This is a genomic window from Psychrobacillus lasiicapitis (assembly GCF_006861795.1).
GTDB lineage: Bacteria > Bacillota > Bacilli > Bacillales_A > Planococcaceae > Psychrobacillus > Psychrobacillus lasiicapitis.
The window spans coordinates 316,140-330,758 of sequence record NZ_VDGH01000004.1 but is presented as its reverse complement, the minus strand read 5'-3'; the positions used below and the strand labels follow the sequence as shown (position 1 = coordinate 330,758).

The 14,619-nt window shown below is 33.4% G+C and carries 17 protein-coding genes, 1 pseudogene and 1 other annotated feature; of the genes and pseudogenes, 3 read left to right on the top strand and 15 right to left on the bottom strand.

Translation table 11 applies throughout. The features are described 5' to 3' along the window. The 7 genes from FG382_RS23200 to FG382_RS09115 all read right to left on the bottom strand — a co-directional run. Nucleotides 1-245: IS110 family transposase (locus tag FG382_RS23200; RefSeq protein ID WP_244950528.1), on the bottom strand; the 245-nt coding region annotated here is incomplete at its 3' end. Nucleotides 246-586: 341 nt separating this feature from the next. Next, entirely contained in the window at nucleotides 587-1,591 is a 1,005-nt protein-coding gene (locus FG382_RS09140) for a S66 family peptidase (RefSeq protein ID WP_229677354.1), read from the bottom strand. Between the two features lie 41 nt (nucleotides 1,592-1,632). Then, nucleotides 1,633-1,849, bottom strand: a binding site (T-box leader). Between the two features lie 214 nt (nucleotides 1,850-2,063). Continuing rightward, nucleotides 2,064-2,291 (bottom strand): hypothetical protein, encoded by a 228-nt coding sequence (locus tag FG382_RS09135; protein ID WP_142538581.1) that lies wholly within the window; start codon nucleotides 2,289-2,291, stop codon nucleotides 2,064-2,066. Nucleotides 2,292-2,399: 108 nt separating this feature from the next. Beyond that, the gene (locus FG382_RS09130) at nucleotides 2,400-2,834 is read right to left on the bottom strand and encodes an SMI1/KNR4 family protein (RefSeq protein ID WP_142538580.1); all 435 of its coding nucleotides are present in this window, start codon (nucleotides 2,832-2,834) and stop codon (nucleotides 2,400-2,402) included. Between the two features lie 208 nt (nucleotides 2,835-3,042). Next, the gene (locus FG382_RS09125; protein ID WP_142538579.1) at nucleotides 3,043-3,474 is read right to left on the bottom strand and encodes a hypothetical protein; all 432 of its coding nucleotides are present in this window, start codon (nucleotides 3,472-3,474) and stop codon (nucleotides 3,043-3,045) included. A gap of 143 nt (nucleotides 3,475-3,617) precedes the next feature. After that, the gene (locus FG382_RS09120) at nucleotides 3,618-4,355 is read right to left on the bottom strand and encodes a hypothetical protein (protein WP_142538578.1); all 738 of its coding nucleotides are present in this window, start codon (nucleotides 4,353-4,355) and stop codon (nucleotides 3,618-3,620) included. 55 nt (nucleotides 4,356-4,410) lie between these two features. Further along, nucleotides 4,411-4,794, bottom strand: a complete 384-nt coding sequence (locus FG382_RS09115) for a hypothetical protein (RefSeq protein ID WP_142538577.1) — start codon at nucleotides 4,792-4,794, stop codon at nucleotides 4,411-4,413. A 78-nt stretch (nucleotides 4,795-4,872) separates the two neighbouring features. Here FG382_RS09115 and FG382_RS09110 point away from each other — a divergent pair. Further along, nucleotides 4,873-5,169, top strand: a pseudogene (locus tag FG382_RS09110) (tyrosine-type recombinase/integrase); the annotation flags it as partial. A 567-nt stretch (nucleotides 5,170-5,736) separates the two neighbouring features. Here the strand turns inward: FG382_RS09110 and FG382_RS09105 are convergent. From FG382_RS09105 to FG382_RS09090, 4 genes are all read right to left on the bottom strand, one after another. Continuing rightward, the gene (locus FG382_RS09105; RefSeq protein WP_142538576.1) at nucleotides 5,737-6,225 is read right to left on the bottom strand and encodes a GNAT family N-acetyltransferase; all 489 of its coding nucleotides are present in this window, start codon (nucleotides 6,223-6,225) and stop codon (nucleotides 5,737-5,739) included. Nucleotides 6,226-6,363: 138 nt separating this feature from the next. Then, on the bottom strand, nucleotides 6,364-6,627 hold the full coding sequence (locus tag FG382_RS09100; RefSeq protein WP_142538575.1) for a CD3324 family protein: 264 nt from the start codon (nucleotides 6,625-6,627) through the stop codon (nucleotides 6,364-6,366). 527 nt (nucleotides 6,628-7,154) lie between these two features. Further along, nucleotides 7,155-8,315, bottom strand: coding sequence for a sensor histidine kinase (locus FG382_RS09095; protein WP_142538574.1), 1,161 nt, complete (start codon nucleotides 8,313-8,315; stop codon nucleotides 7,155-7,157). Continuing rightward, nucleotides 8,305-9,000 carry a response regulator transcription factor gene (locus FG382_RS09090; protein WP_142538573.1) on the bottom strand — a complete coding sequence of 232 codons (696 nt, stop codon included), beginning with the start codon at nucleotides 8,998-9,000 and terminating at the stop codon, nucleotides 8,305-8,307. The genes FG382_RS09095 and FG382_RS09090 overlap by 11 nt, the downstream gene beginning before the upstream one ends. 183 nt (nucleotides 9,001-9,183) lie before the next feature. Here FG382_RS09090 and FG382_RS09085 point away from each other — a divergent pair, with 183 nt between their 5' ends. Continuing rightward, nucleotides 9,184-10,134: a D-alanyl-D-alanine carboxypeptidase family protein gene (locus tag FG382_RS09085; RefSeq protein ID WP_142538572.1), complete on the top strand. Its 951-nt coding sequence runs from the start codon at nucleotides 9,184-9,186 to the stop codon at nucleotides 10,132-10,134. Between the two features lie 846 nt (nucleotides 10,135-10,980). Here the strand turns inward: FG382_RS09085 and FG382_RS09075 are convergent. Both FG382_RS09075 and FG382_RS09070 read right to left on the bottom strand, forming a co-directional pair. Further along, nucleotides 10,981-11,829, bottom strand: a complete 849-nt coding sequence (locus FG382_RS09075; RefSeq protein ID WP_142538571.1) for a DUF2935 domain-containing protein — start codon at nucleotides 11,827-11,829, stop codon at nucleotides 10,981-10,983. Between the two features lie 618 nt (nucleotides 11,830-12,447). Then, entirely contained in the window at nucleotides 12,448-12,957 is a 510-nt protein-coding gene (locus FG382_RS09070; RefSeq protein ID WP_142538570.1) for an RrF2 family transcriptional regulator, read from the bottom strand. A gap of 196 nt (nucleotides 12,958-13,153) precedes the next feature. Between FG382_RS09070 and FG382_RS09065 the strand changes: the two genes are divergently transcribed. After that, nucleotides 13,154-13,801, top strand: a complete 648-nt coding sequence (locus FG382_RS09065) for an FMN-dependent NADH-azoreductase (RefSeq protein ID WP_142538569.1) — start codon at nucleotides 13,154-13,156, stop codon at nucleotides 13,799-13,801. 275 nt (nucleotides 13,802-14,076) lie between these two features. Here the strand turns inward: FG382_RS09065 and FG382_RS23430 are convergent, their stop codons facing one another. Beyond that, nucleotides 14,077-14,232 carry a hypothetical protein gene (locus FG382_RS23430; protein WP_342354593.1) on the bottom strand — a complete coding sequence of 52 codons (156 nt, stop codon included), beginning with the start codon at nucleotides 14,230-14,232 and terminating at the stop codon, nucleotides 14,077-14,079. Nucleotides 14,233-14,336: 104 nt separating this feature from the next. After that, a complete protein-coding gene (locus FG382_RS23425) occupies nucleotides 14,337-14,561 on the bottom strand; it encodes an HIT family protein (protein ID WP_308421241.1) in 225 nt (74 codons plus the stop codon). Nucleotides 14,562-14,619: the final 58 nt, after the last annotated feature.

Here is a 14,619-nt window from a genome sequence, read left to right as displayed (position 1 = left end):
TATAAAACTTCATGGTCCTCCAAGTATTGAATAACAGGAGAATGATAATGACCTGTAGATTCTAAAATGACCATAGGCATTTGCCCTGTCATCCCTTCCATCTCCTTTAAAAAGCCTATAAAACGGTCTAACTCCTCTTTTGTATGCTTCATAGAATAACTTTTTCCAAACGGCTTCGATTTATCTAAAAACGCCTGAACTTGGCTCTCTCCTTTAGCCACATCCAGACCAACTACTGGGTTCATTTAGCTTCCTCCTCTGACTTCTCTCACCAGTACCCCTATTCCTCCATGTAGTATCATAGCTTCGCTTGTTATACGAGATCTATGTCCCAACCAGCCTCAAACATGTTTCTACAAGTAGGGGGTGGACAGTTTAGTTCACGGGATCATTGTCCCACGCACCCGTACGTCCTACCCTGGCTACTGATATATTAAATCCTATAAAAATAAGGTCAACCAGTAAAAACTGGTTAACCTTATAATACGAAAGCACCCGTTAGTTTAATAAGAACACTAATTGTTTTGTTAACTTTAAATATCTTATAACTCACTTAAGTTATAAAAAGTCTACTTAAAGTGCATTGTTATTTTTCCGATGCCATTTTTGTATGATACATTTGCGAGCGCACCATTAACTTTTGTGGTGGCAAATGTCCAATATCAACATCATAAATAAACGGAATATTATCATGATAAAAAATGTCCATCAAAACATCTTTTAGTTCATAATCTTTTGTTGGAGCATATCCACTTGATCTGCCAATTAACACTCCATTAGTATTTTTAAACCATCCATTTATTTTCATCTGCCACAAAGCACGATAGATTTCAGCCGCACTCATTCCTACGCTTTCAAGATACCAGATAGCGCCTTGATCCTTTGTATACGTATCTAAGTATTCTTCCACTTGATCGAATGGTGTTCCATGAAGATTTTGTATTGTATTAATAACGCCTCCTAACAATCTTCCAGAAAAATGTTCATGTGTATTAATACTTTTCCATTCCGTTTTGGTATCAAAATAAAAACCTGTTGCTGGATTTATAAATACCTTCTCCCATGAGGATTGAAATTCAAAAGATGATTTTTGATTTATGATATCTCCATGATTCGCTGTCAGTACATTATGCCAACTACTGCTCGTTTCATCTAATGTTGGTGCGGACATCTCCACAAAGTTTATGCCATGTGCTGATGCATTACCTGTTATGGTGGTATAAACAAAGTTAATCGTACTTATATCCGAATAACCTAATATCCACTTGGGAGTATGTTTTTTGATTTTCTCCCAATCTAACAACGGAAGAATTTCTAAAGAAAATTGTCCTCCCCAGGGTGGAATAATCGCTTTAATTGCCGGATCAGCTAATAGTTCCATAAATTCTTCTGCTCTTATTTCTTTTGTTGCACTTCTTGATTTCTCATCATTCCATACCGTTTTTGCTAATTCTACTTTATACCCTAGAGACTCAATGTTACTTTTTGCTTTCTCTAATAATATATGTAATGGTTTCTCTACACCACTCGAAACTGCTGTAACAGCAATTTTATCGCCTTTTTGTAAAGCTTTTGGATATTTTATTATCACTTATCATCCCTCCTTAAAAATATAAAAAAGCCCATCATCCCATAAGAGACGATAGGCTATACCTACGTGGTACCACTCTTTTTGATTTGTTTAATTAAAACAAATCCACTCAAAAACCTATTACGAGGTTAGCCGTTAAGACTTAAATATCAGTCTTACCACTCCTGGGCGAGTTGGGGAATTTATTGACTGCCTTTCACCAACCGACAGCTCTCTAATCAATAAATAATCCTTAATACTCCCATTCATTGTGTTTTCCTTAGTTTATATTTTTTCAATTTTACAATTTATCCACATTTTAGTCAATAAGTTCTTATTGGAATATTTATCTCTTGTTCAACTAACCTGCCCCTATAGTTTATAGTGTAACATTTCACAATGCATACCTGCGATCAACTTAATGTTTTAACATAAAAATAGACCATCGAATTGATGGCCATATCGTGCTAAAGCACCCGTTAGTTGAATAACACTACTTGTCAGATAAAGGTTTTTCTGGTCTATTAGGGCAATATTTGCAATTAGGGTCACTACATTTAGATTCAATCCAACTATTACATTTAGGACAAAAATACGTATCAAAATCATCATAATAAACTAAATTAAACTTGCATTTAGAACAATATTTCTCTTGTTCAATTTGACCATAAAATTCAAAGTCATCTATTATCACTTTACTATCTACTTCTTTTATTTTCATAAAAAACCTCCATAAAATTAATGAACCTGTTGCGTTAGTTCAACAAGAAATAGACTCCACTCACTCTTGAAGTAAAGCACCCGTTAGCTGAATAACGGAAACTTATACCTATATCGAAATTTCGGAAGTAATCCAACCTTTTATAAAATCTTCTAATGATGAAGCAATCCAATTTCGACTATCATCTTCATGATTCCATACAAATATGTCATCTCTTTGAATACTCCCATTTAATATTCCGAAACCGAATAAATCCCCATTTCCCCCATCAGAAAAAAACAATAAATTATTAAATGGCATAAAAATATCTTTATAATCATCAAAATTTCTAAAAAACAAATTCTCTTCTACTATTTGTTTGGTTGACCAAATTAAAGGACAATCATGCTTATCAAATACTCCATTTGTTTCATTGAAAAGTGCTAATAATTTTTCAGGTAATTCAACATTTAATTCTTTTTTTATAAGAGTAATTTCAGAATTGGTTGCTGGTGCTTTGAAATGATATTCTTTTGATATTGTCTCAATGTATTTCTTCCACATAATTTAATTTAGCCCCTTTAAATTTTCTATCATTCAATTATACAGCACAGTTCATATGTTATCCTTATTCAACTAAACTGCTGCTTTAGTTCAATAAGAAAAAATGCTTTACCCCCTTCTTGAAGTAAAGCACCCGTTAGTTGAAGAACATAATGAAGATTAATAATCAAATCAATAAGAGAAGATGAAACTTCATAATAAACAGTAATTACTCTCCTAAACCTTCTAAATGTTTTAGGTCATGTAAATCAGATGTATCCCACCCTCGTTGGGTAATATCACTTTTATTACGGGCGAAATATTTATATTCCACTAGTGGTTCAGTATCAAATATTACGCCTATATAATATGGATTCAGGTGTTTATAGCCGTCCTCACGGTGAGGCACTGTCCTATATTCCCACGTTTCTCCAGGGTACTGTTCTTCCAAATGTATCTGTATATAACCTACTTTTTTTTCAATTTGCATATCAATCCAATATGGACGTACAAAATAAAAAATACCAAAAGACACCAAAAATAAAATAGCCAATCCCTGAATAACTTTTCTCCATTTTCCTTTCAAAATAATAGAAACTATTAGAATAACAAGTAAAATCCCACCGACTATGAACAATTCAATTAGTTCAGTTGGATGCAATGAATACCCCCCTTTGTATTGAATCAGTTAGTTCGTTCTTCGACTAAACTGCCCCGTTAGTAAAATGAGTTCCACAAAAAAAAGAGTTAATCATTCTTGGATCAACGCCCCCGATTGGTGAACAAAGGCTATGGCTAAACATATCATTTGAACACATCAAAAACTTTGTTTTCTCCATCTCCATACTGGCAAATAACGATTTGTAGGTTTTTCATATTCCAATCTTTAGAGCGTAGATAGATAAACGAATTATCCATTTCTACAATTTTGTCACCCGTAAGATAATGTAAATCGAAATATTTATCGTATTCCTCGTTGTAACCAGGTGTATCGATCGTTATGGGACTAAATAAGTTTGATGGCTGTTGTGTAGTTTTTTTGATTACTCTCGTACTAATATTGTATTGATAAGTATATATAAACTCATTAGACATATCATCATTCCCCATAAAGATGGTCTTACCATCTTGTGAAACAGATGCCAACATCATTAGAAGGTCATATGACTTAATTTGTTCATATGAAATCCAATTCGTAACTATCGAGTCTTGTATATTGTATACGACTACACCAAATGTACCCTGCATTACCACTATGTTGTTATCGGCATATAAAAGTCTGGGCATTTCGGCACCGATATTCATTTTTTCAATGTCAGAAATGTCTACCGCTAATTCTTCACCCTCTGGTAAGGTGAAATTTTCATTATCAGAACCCTGTATAGGATGTTCGTTGTCTTGACTCACCAGTGTAATTGCATCGGAATTATTTGCTTGGCAAGCCGCTAATAATAAGAACAGTGATATAAAAATGATAGCTAATTTCTTCAAAAAGTCGCCTCCTTGAATTGTTAGACGTGAAGAAAGTGTATATTGTTTCAAATCATTCCTTATTCAACTAAACTGCCCCGTTAGTTTAATAAAAAGCCTCTCAAAATTATTTAAAATCACTTGGGATTTTAACGAGAACATAATTTTTAGTCCACATTTGAGTGGTTGCAATTAACCTTTTTCCTTCTTTATAAAAGAACAGACCAGCACCATCTTTTTCTTTAAATTCCCATCCATTTGAACCAATCATTTGTATTATATATTCATCAGCAATCGAAATACCTTTGTTCTCACTACTTGTGATATACCAAATAGAATCGCCTTCTACTGCAATTTCAGCTATTTTACTATCCGACTCTTTCAGTTTATCAATCGCTTCTTTTGCAGACATATGATCTATTGGAAGAGAAGGATAATATAATTTATTTATAAATACGAACACTGAAATAACGGCTATAAATAAACCTAATATCATTCCAACTTTTTTCAATTAATTATCTCCTTTCTAATAAATACGAATATCAATTATTATAAGTTACTAAGCATTCAAACTCACGTACCTCTGGATTATTTGGAAAGCCGAAATGACCATAATCCTGCGATCTTTGTGACCGCAAGGCAGCCACATAAAATGAGTGTCGCCCAAATGCGATATATCATCAAGCGGATTTCCAATCGTGCTGAAATCAATAAAGAGATTCATCCACACCAACTTAGACACAGCTACGCAACTCATTTGTTAAATAATGGAGCTCCTATTGAAGTCATACAAAGTCTTATGGGGCATGAGAAAAGTGAAACCACCAAGATATACGCTCAATTAAGCGGGAGGCTAAGGAAAGAGTATTATCAGAAGTACTTTTAAATGTAAAAGGAGCAACATCTGAAAGACGTTGCTCTACTTGACTAAAGACCCATTAGTACAATAAGTTCAAAAAAAAGCAATGATCTAGAATCAACACTCCTATTTATTTCATCAATTATCTAAAAATCTTTGTTAGCTTCAATTGGACCAAAAACAACTTTTTCTTCATTTTTACCTTCTTTTTGCCCGATTTTTATTCGTTTTTGCGTTAATCCTTCTTATAACATCCTACCAAAGCTTAAAAAATAGATCACTTACTTTCCATAAAGCTCACACATTTGCTCACATAATTATTTTTTTGAGTTAATTTTATTTAACTCAGTTGATTTTGCTCTTACGTAAAGTGTTAATAAAACAAGCATTTTCATACTTAATTTACTGAGTTAAACTAGTTTGATTAAGTTACTTACTACTTCTCGAAGTAAAGCACCCGCTAGTTTAAGTCAAACCTTCCACAAACCTTATAATATTGACTGGACTTCAACTTACCCTTCTTTCACTAACTCAAATCTTTAATTTAATTAACAAATGAGCAATTCTTACCTCTTGAGGATTGCTTTTAGTGAATCATATCTTAAATGTTTGAATTAAACACTGCTCATCATCAATTAACTCTTGTCTTTCATTAATCTCAATATTTAATTCCTGATATAACTTTTTCCAAAAAGAAACAGCACGTTTGTTTTCAATAACCTGCATTACAAAATAATGCCCTTGTTTCTCTTCAAACAATTTTACTGCAGCTTTAGCGGCCAATCCTTTACCTTTGTACTTATTAAGTATAAAAAAATCATTTATTCCTAAATCATTTTCCTTTGTCAAAAACGGACGCTCCAACAGTAATATAAAACCTATAATACTACCATCCAATATAATAAAATATGGGGAAAGTCCATCTATGTCCCAAAACTTATCCAGGCTCTCGTATTCAAAAGAACCGTCTACCCCAATGTCAATCATTGAAGTGAACTTTGAAAGGTCATGAAGATACAAAGAATAAAGGTTTCTTAAAATAGTTTTTTCAATTTCTAAAACTTCCTTTAGAATAACAGACATCTTGTATAACTCCTTTCCAACTATCAATTCTATACCTGTAATTGTAATAAAAGCAGTCCAATGAATATATATAATAAACGACTATAAACTATCTTTTACACAAAAAAGATATAATCCAATGTGACATATAAAAAACTATTATTTTGAGTAAACAATTTTTTTAATACTATCACGGGAAAGGTAAAATTGATCAGAAAGTTGGTCTATAGTTATACCGTCGGAAAATTGTTGACGGATTTCACGGTTTCTATTGTTCAAATAATTTTTACTCCCTGAGCTTTCCCCCCATTTCTTGCGTGATTCCTTAGAAATAGGAATGTAAACCATTTCTCCATTTACATACTTCTGTATTTCCTTTAATAATTCTACTGGGAAGATGCTTTTTGCATTTACATATTTCATGTTAGCTACGCTCCTTAAAATAGATTAAAGTTTTTAAGGCAGCAAAGTCATTCTATAAACAATGGTTACTATTCGGCGGAAACCAATTTCTAGCTCTATACAAACAACCGCCGTTGTTCATAGTGAAAACTTTGCATAGAGCTAATCTTTAAACTTATCCTAATTCTTGTCATAGTGATCTCCTTCCTGTTCGTAATACAACTCCAATTAAATTTCTTATTAATAATTTCGATAGGACTTCCCGATATCTTTCGAAGTGTTAAACTAAATCCAAGTCAATAAGCTACACATAATTTCATGTCTTTTAGTAAGATACTCAACAATCTGGCCCAATTGTTGAACACAAGTAAAAAAACACTGTTCAACTAAACAGCTCCATTAGTTTTAGTGTAACATTTCACAACGTGTCGCTGAAATCCCCTCAATGTTTTGAACGTAAAAATAGACCATCGAAATGATGGTCATATTTAACTTCAATCAATACGGTATTCTTTCTATAAGCTTCTCTCATAAACTCAATAACTTTTTCAACTTTTAAGGCGCTTAAGATAAACTGAAAAAACGGTTTTTTCTTCGTCACTTGCCACATGTATTTCGCCATTGTGTATTTCAACAATGCTCTTAGCAATAGCAAGCCCCAATCCAGAACTTTCAGAATACATGCTGCGTGATTTATCTACCTGATAAAATCTTTCGAATATATGAGGTAAATCCGTAGCTGGGATCGTATTCCCGTAACTTGTAACTTCTACTAAAATGCACTTATTGTCTAAAGTAGCGAAAATATCAATTTGTTTTTTCTTTATTCCGTATTTTAAAGCATTTGATAACAGGTTCTCAAAAACACGAATAAGTAGATTCCCATCTCCTTCAGCAATAAGTGGTTCAGAACTATATGTCTCATTACAAACGAACTGCCTCTGCACTAACTCGATACGATAGTGTTCAACAAGCTGCCCAAGCATTTCCTTTATATTTAGCGGTTCCTTTTTTACTTTTAGCTGATGATTTTGTACTCTCGTATATTCAAATAAATCCTGAATTAACCTATGCAGTAGGGTTGTTTTTTCATAAGCAATATCAATGTAATGCCTAAGTTCTACTTCATCTCTATATTTGTCTTCCGTAATAAGAGACAAATAACCAAGTATAGAAGTCAGTGGAGTTCGAAGGTCATGGGAAACATTCGTAATTAGCTCGTTTTTTGTTCTCTGGGCATTTCGTTCTTCCTCTATCAGGGTATCCATTTTGCTGATGATCATATTAATACTTTCTGTTAATTGCAACAAATACTTGTTTTGATAAACAGGTTCAAACACTATCTCTGGATTGTTAACATATTTTTTAGTATCAGCAATCAGCTGATTGAGGGATTTTAAAAATTGTCTTCTTTTTTCACGTTGGTAAAATAAGAAAAAGTAAAATATGAAGACTATAAAAAAACTTAACTGTTTAAGAAGGAAAGGCCAAGGAGAATACAGGATGTTATAAACTCTCCTCTTACCAAATAAAGTAATAAATTCAGTAACCATTCCACTACCAACTACTGAAGTATTAACAAAGCCTACCACCGCATTTTTAATAAAGAATAAAGAAACTGCTGATAAAATAGCGGAAAGGATTATTCCAGTGACAAGACGCCACTTTGAGAAAAGTCCAATTTCTATTAGTAACGATCTAATAACCAATTTTATAACCAACTCCCCAAACAGTCTCAATCATTTTTTCACCATTTAATGCGCGGTCAAGTTTTGCTCTTAAATTACTTATATGAACCATAACCGTTTTGCTTGAATAGATTTCCTGCTCATTCCATACCAATTGAAAGATATCTTCCGAACTAAATACACGGCCAGGCTTACTGCAAAGCAGGCATAAAATATCAAATTCAATTGCGGTCAATTTCAATGGGTTATCACCAATAAGCACAGTATGATTCTGTTTATTTATTTCTAAAGGACCACAGATTAAACCTTCCTTAGAGGATTCTGTATTTCTTTGTAAATACCCAGATCGTCTTAACAATGCTTTTACTCGTGCAACAAGCTCTAATGGATTAAAGGGTTTAATAAGGTAATCATCCGCCCCCGTCGTAAGTCCATATATTTTATCCATATCTTCTGCTTTTGCGCTTAACATTAAAATCGGTACAGTTTGATTATCTTGTCGAATTTCACGACAAACATGAATACCATCTTTTTTAGGCATCATCACATCTAGGATAATTAAGTCGGTTGATTGCATTGCTAACATTTTTAATCCTTCTTCCCCATCATGGGCTAAATGAACCTCGTAGTTTTCCGCCTCTAAATAAATCCGTAATAAATTCGTAATATCATTATCGTCATCTATTATTAAAATAGCTGCTTTCATAAGACATCTCCACCTATTTTTCTAAATTCTTCTTATATTATAAACATAGATACTTTCGAAAAACTATCTACACCTAAATCTTAAGAAATTCTTTAACTTTTCTTTCCTTTCTTTTAATATTCGCTAACTACAATAAGGATATGTTAATAAGGATTTAGGAGAAGAAGAGACGGAGGAAAAAAGATGAATCGCAGGAAGCTAAAAAGAAAAAGTCAATTACTAATTATTCTCATCATTTTGATAGGGTGCTATGCAGGAGCATACAATTTCAGCCAAAGCCATCAAGTTCAAGGTTTTATAAACGAGATAATTGAGGTATCTGGACCCTCAACAACCTACATAGACTCTTCTTTAGAGGCTACCATAAAAGGTCACTCAGCAATTTTATTGAATGCATCTACAGAAGAAATATTAATGGAACAAGATGCAGATATTCCTTTTCCAGTCGCAAGCATGTCCAAAATGATGACAGAGTATTTAGTACTGGAGCAAATTGAAAATGGAAATATAGAATGGGATGACCGAGTTGTAATGTCTCACAGTGCAAACAATATGGATCCTCGAGCAGTTAAAATTTATGTTAAAGACAATGATGTTTTAACAGTTCGGGACTTATACAGTGCGATGGTCATTTATTCTGCTAATAACGCTACGATAGCTTTAGCAGAGCACATAGCAGGATCAGAGAAAAAATTTGCAAAGCTAATGAATGATAAAGCTAAAAAAATGGGCCTTTCTTCCAAAACAAACTTTGTAAACTCAACTGGATTATATAATACCGATGGTTCTGAAAATGTTATGACAGCAAAAGACGTTGCATTACTAGCCAACCAATTATTACGTGATTTCCCTGATGTAATCGAAACAACTAAACTTCTTGAATACAAATTAGCATACGATGGGACAACCTTAAAGAATTCAAATGCTATGCTAGACCCCGATAATCAAGATTTATATTTTAATCCTGTAGATGGATTAAAAACAGGTTTTACGGAAACTGCAGGCTATTGCTTTACAGGAACTGCACAGAAGGGGGATAAACGACTTATTTCGGTTGTGATGGGTACAAAAAGTGATGACGCTCGTTTCCTTGAGACTCGTAAGCTACTCTCATTTGGATTTGAGCATTTTTGAAATTGATAAGATACAGAAAACTAAAAGATTCTGTTGGAGTAAACTGTTTACTTCCAACTGCCTGTTAATATTTTCTTGATTATAAAGTTGTCAAACACTTTCCTCGTTGTGCTTTATGGAAGTCCGATCGTATATTATTTAATTGATAACATCCTTCTTCAACTAACCTGCTTCGTTAGTTGAAGAAAAAAGGCTTTACTTTTTTAAAAGTAAAGCACCCGTAGTTTAGGTGAAATGATTCTCAATCATTGTCTAAAAAGACTCTATTGTCAATGAAAAATCGCAAAATGAAGAAAATAATCAATGTGAGAGGTAATGTTCAGTTGTGTTTGATCATTATTGTACAAGGAGATGTTTTAGTGTTTAATGTGGGAGACATGATTTATCAGGTTATAGTATTGGGGCTTTTCGTTTTATTTGTAGTATCGTTCACCTATTTATAAGAAGATTACACTTGAATCAACAGGCAAAAGAGCACCAACTTAATGAACTTGAAAAGAAATTGGATAAAATAATAGAGTTTATGGATCAGGGTGAAAATCACTTTTCTTTAAGAAAAACTCAATACATTCTATAGTCTTCCACAATTAGTTCAATTTTTCCTTTATGAAAAATCGATACGGTAGATTCTTTTTCTGTAATCTATGAAGAAAAGGATAATTGAACACCAGTAGCAATCTTTCAAATCGTTGTGATACAACTTACCTTGTAGAAGGACTCAATTTTTCTGAAAGACACTGAAATCTGACGCTATTCTGTCACCTCGAATTTACCTACAAACAGTAAAAAATCTGTCTTCGAATGAGATAAATCGGGGACGGATCTTTTTTGCTGTCTAAAGACGAATTAAGACTTTTGTTCCATAAGGTGCGCATCAAATGCATCAATAATATGAAGGAAGTGATCCGCCTCACGGAAAACGTGATCAGCAAGAAGAGCCGGTATATTGCTCTTAATTTTGCATGCTTCAATTAGGTCTCTTGCTGTTTTCTTGAAGTCGCGTAACGACACGACAGAAATACGATTTTGGTCAAGAAATTGTTCTAAAAGTGGTTGAGTTTCTGATTCTGGCCTCATATGATCTAAATCTTGCGCTTGAAAAAGAAGTTGATCGAAATCATGACTGAACTCCCGCGCTTGATCAACGAGTTTTCTTTCTGAAGGGTCTAACAAATGACCAATAAATTTTGAGTGGTCTGCCATTATTTTCAAGAAAAACACGTTCTCTTTAATAATTGCTTCTGGTAATGGTATTAGTTTACCTTCATTTAGTTCCTTTAATCGTTTTGCGAAATAATATGCTTCACGACTCGTATGATCAACTAATAATGGAATGTTATTCTGAACAATTTTACAACTCAAAATCAATCCCAGTACTTTCCGTTTAAAAGCATAAATAGAAGCAACCGCTTGATACACTTGTATGTTAAATTGTTGAATGACCCCAGGATCTGTATGTTCATTGTAAAAGTTTGCTTGTTCTTGAATTTGTTCAAATATTGGAATAAAATGCCTTGCTTCTTGAACAAGTTCCGTTTGATCAGCAGTAAACCCGATACTTAAAAAGAAAGCATGTTCTTTCATTATCCGTGACCAAAATCGAATCTCCTCTAACGATTGCGTTACAAATGTCGGAATCGGATATTCACTCCCTACGTAATAGTTAACATCCCCATTGTATTCCAGGAAGAGCATTTTAATGACAGCCTTGCAAAAGCGATCAATGCAAAACAGCCCACATAAGCTAGATTTTAAGGGTTTATGTGGGTAACTTTTTGAATATGGTCATTTGCTATTCTTCGGACACGCTCACTTTTCTACCCGGTATGCACTGTTCTGGGTGCTATTACTGGACTGACATAACTTACTTTAGCCGACCCGCAATTAGAGTCGGATGTACACCTACGTGTTGTGGTGGAGCATTGCATCGTAGCTTGATTTAACTGTTCGGTATTAAATTTCCGCTGGGCAGGATTAGTGCCTGGGCATGTGGTCTCCACACTGGACTAACTCTTTTGTTCTTCCTCTTTTATGAGGATAATTCACTGATCCGTACACCAATGGCATAATTTCAACTACAACTCTATACTGCACCAATCCTTCTTCCATGCAATGCTGTGGCCTCCAGCGCTTTTGTACCTCGCAGCCTACTGTCAATCCTGATTAGACTAAACAGCTTCGTTAGTTTAAGTGTAACATTTCACAATGGATAGCTGAAATTTACCTAATTATTAGAACGTAAAAATAGACCATCTAAATGATGGTCTTTTAGTTGAAGATGCTATTAACATAAATGAGTTTAAAGTAAAGGATCTAAATAGAGTCATTTCTTTTAAAGTATTCTCGGGAACCTACTCTTATTTCTTTTGGAAGCACTTGTTCGAGTTCTTTATCTAACCATGAAATAGTCTTACTACTTAGAAACGCATACATTTGCTGTTCTGCCTCTAGCATAACTAAATTAATAGTGCAAGTGGAATTACCTGAAGTGCAAGAAGAGCATTTTTCTTTGTCTACATACATAAGATTATTCTTTAAAATATTCTGGCACTGAAAAATAGGCTTAACTCCTTCCACTGCTTTTATTACATCCCAAAAAGATATCTCTTCAGGGGCTTTAGCCAATTTATATCCTCCCTTTACCCCAGATACAGAACTTACGATACCCGCCTTAGATAATTTACCGAAAACTTTAGATAAGTATGTCTCTGATAGTCCTTGAAATTCTGAGAGATCTTTTATTCCTATACTTTCGTTTGAAGGAACATCAATTAAATAAACAAGGCTATGCAAAGCATATTCAACCATAACACTATACTTCATTTAGTTCACCTGCTTTTATTATTCGAGATAGTAAGTGTAATTGTATATTAACACAAACTTGAAGATGCATATAATTTTTAATTTGACACAAATTATCATTCGATGTATTATTAAAAGCGCCTTAATCGTAGACAAACTCAATCGACGATTAATGCAATCTATAATTATACTAAACATTCTTTTAGGGGGAACATCTATGAGTAAACTTCTAGTTATAAACGCACATCCAATAGTTGATTCAACTTCTTCAGTAAGTCTAAATGTTCTTGATTATTTTATGAGCGTCTACAAAGAGCAACATTCAAGTGACGAAATTGTTGAACAGATTAATTTGTATAGTGAAGTAGTGCCTATGATAGATGAAACTGTGCTAACTGCATGGGGAAAATTGAGAAATGGAAACGAACTTACTAACCAAGAACAACAAGTAACTGAGCGTATGAATGAGATAGTAAAACAATTCAAAAGTGCAAATAAGTATGTTATTGCTTACCCATTGCATAACTTTAATGTTTCAACAAAGTTAAAAGCCTATATGGACAATATTTTGATTGCAAGGGAAACTTTTAAATATACTGACACAGGATCAGTTGGGTTACTTAAAGACGGAAGAAGCATTGTTGTGATACAAGGAAGTGGAGCCATCTATACCAATAATGACTGGTATACCGAAGTTGAATACTCTCATAAATACTTAAAGTCAATGTTCAACTTTATGGGAATTGAAGATTACGAAATTATTCGGGTACAAGGAACTGATTTACTAGGTGCTGATCGAGATAAAATTTTACAAAAGGGATATGAAGAAGCTGAAAAAATTGCTTCTGAATTAGCAAAGAAATAAAAAACAACATAATACTGCAATATTAAAAACATCCTTCAAGTAAGGATGTTTTATTAACACTTATTTCGTTATTCCTGTTTAACTAACCTCCGTCGTTAGCTCAATAAGACTTATACAAGAGTTCGTATTAAATTTCATAATAATGTGTGTGCCTCTTCTATATCTAATACAGCAGAAATATATTCTATATGTCTCTTTATATATTTCTTACAATCGCAGATGGAGAAAGTGATCCTGAGAAGCTTGACCGTCGATCAATGAAGATATTTTTCCTATTATTTATTCATTCCTTTTTTCAAAGCATCAATACCAAGAATTACTTCATTTAGATTTGCTTTGTTATTCATTTCGTTTCTAGCATAAGACTGGGTTGGTCTTACCGATTCTACGGAAAGCCCAAAGCGGTGCATCCAATCATATCGAGGAACCATCCAAGTATGAAAATAATGGTAGTATCTTCATTGTAAAAATAATATACATGGTACATATCTAAACTATCTCTTTATGCTTTTTTAATTTTTGTAAGTATTTGTATTTAAACGATTTTTTCTACTTGTGTCATTTTATCCAAACACTTGAAATGACGCTTCGATGCCAGTATGATTAAACCTTTAATTGGATAAGCAACATCTTGGTGTGCATGGAAGTGTTCTGTTTCAACTATTACATCGCCAAAAGGCTGAATAAGACCACCTGATAACGCACAACTTAAACACTCCACTTCTATCATTTTTCCATTTGCTAACGTAATCTTTCTCATTTTTGCACTTCCTCTCTTCTTAATTTGAATGCTCAAAAAAACAGCGAAAGCATTTATA

Coding starts and splice junctions, on each gene's coding strand:
- FG382_RS09135 (WP_142538581.1), bottom strand. CDS start 2,291: ATGAAAATAAAAGAAGTAGATAGTAAAGTGATAATAGATGACTTTGAA.
- FG382_RS09130 (WP_142538580.1), bottom strand. CDS start 2,834: ATGTGGAAGAAATACATTGAGACAATATCAAAAGAATATCATTTCAAA.
- FG382_RS09105 (WP_142538576.1), bottom strand. CDS start 6,225: ATGTCTGTTATTCTAAAGGAAGTTTTAGAAATTGAAAAAACTATTTTA.
- FG382_RS09100 (WP_142538575.1), bottom strand. CDS start 6,627: ATGAAATATGTAAATGCAAAAAGCATCTTCCCAGTAGAATTATTAAAG.
- FG382_RS09090 (WP_142538573.1), bottom strand. CDS start 9,000: ATGAAAGCAGCTATTTTAATAATAGATGACGATAATGATATTACGAAT.
- FG382_RS09085 (WP_142538572.1), top strand. CDS start 9,184: ATGAATCGCAGGAAGCTAAAAAGAAAAAGTCAATTACTAATTATTCTC.
- FG382_RS09075 (WP_142538571.1), bottom strand. CDS start 11,829: ATGCTCTTCCTGGAATACAATGGGGATGTTAACTATTACGTAGGGAGT.
- FG382_RS09070 (WP_142538570.1), bottom strand. CDS start 12,957: ATGAAGTATAGTGTTATGGTTGAATATGCTTTGCATAGCCTTGTTTAT.
- FG382_RS09065 (WP_142538569.1), top strand. CDS start 13,154: ATGAGTAAACTTCTAGTTATAAACGCACATCCAATAGTTGATTCAACT.
- FG382_RS23430 (WP_342354593.1), bottom strand. CDS start 14,232: ATGGTTCCTCGATATGATTGGATGCACCGCTTTGGGCTTTCCGTAGAA.
- FG382_RS23425 (WP_308421241.1), bottom strand. CDS start 14,561: ATGAGAAAGATTACGTTAGCAAATGGAAAAATGATAGAAGTGGAGTGT.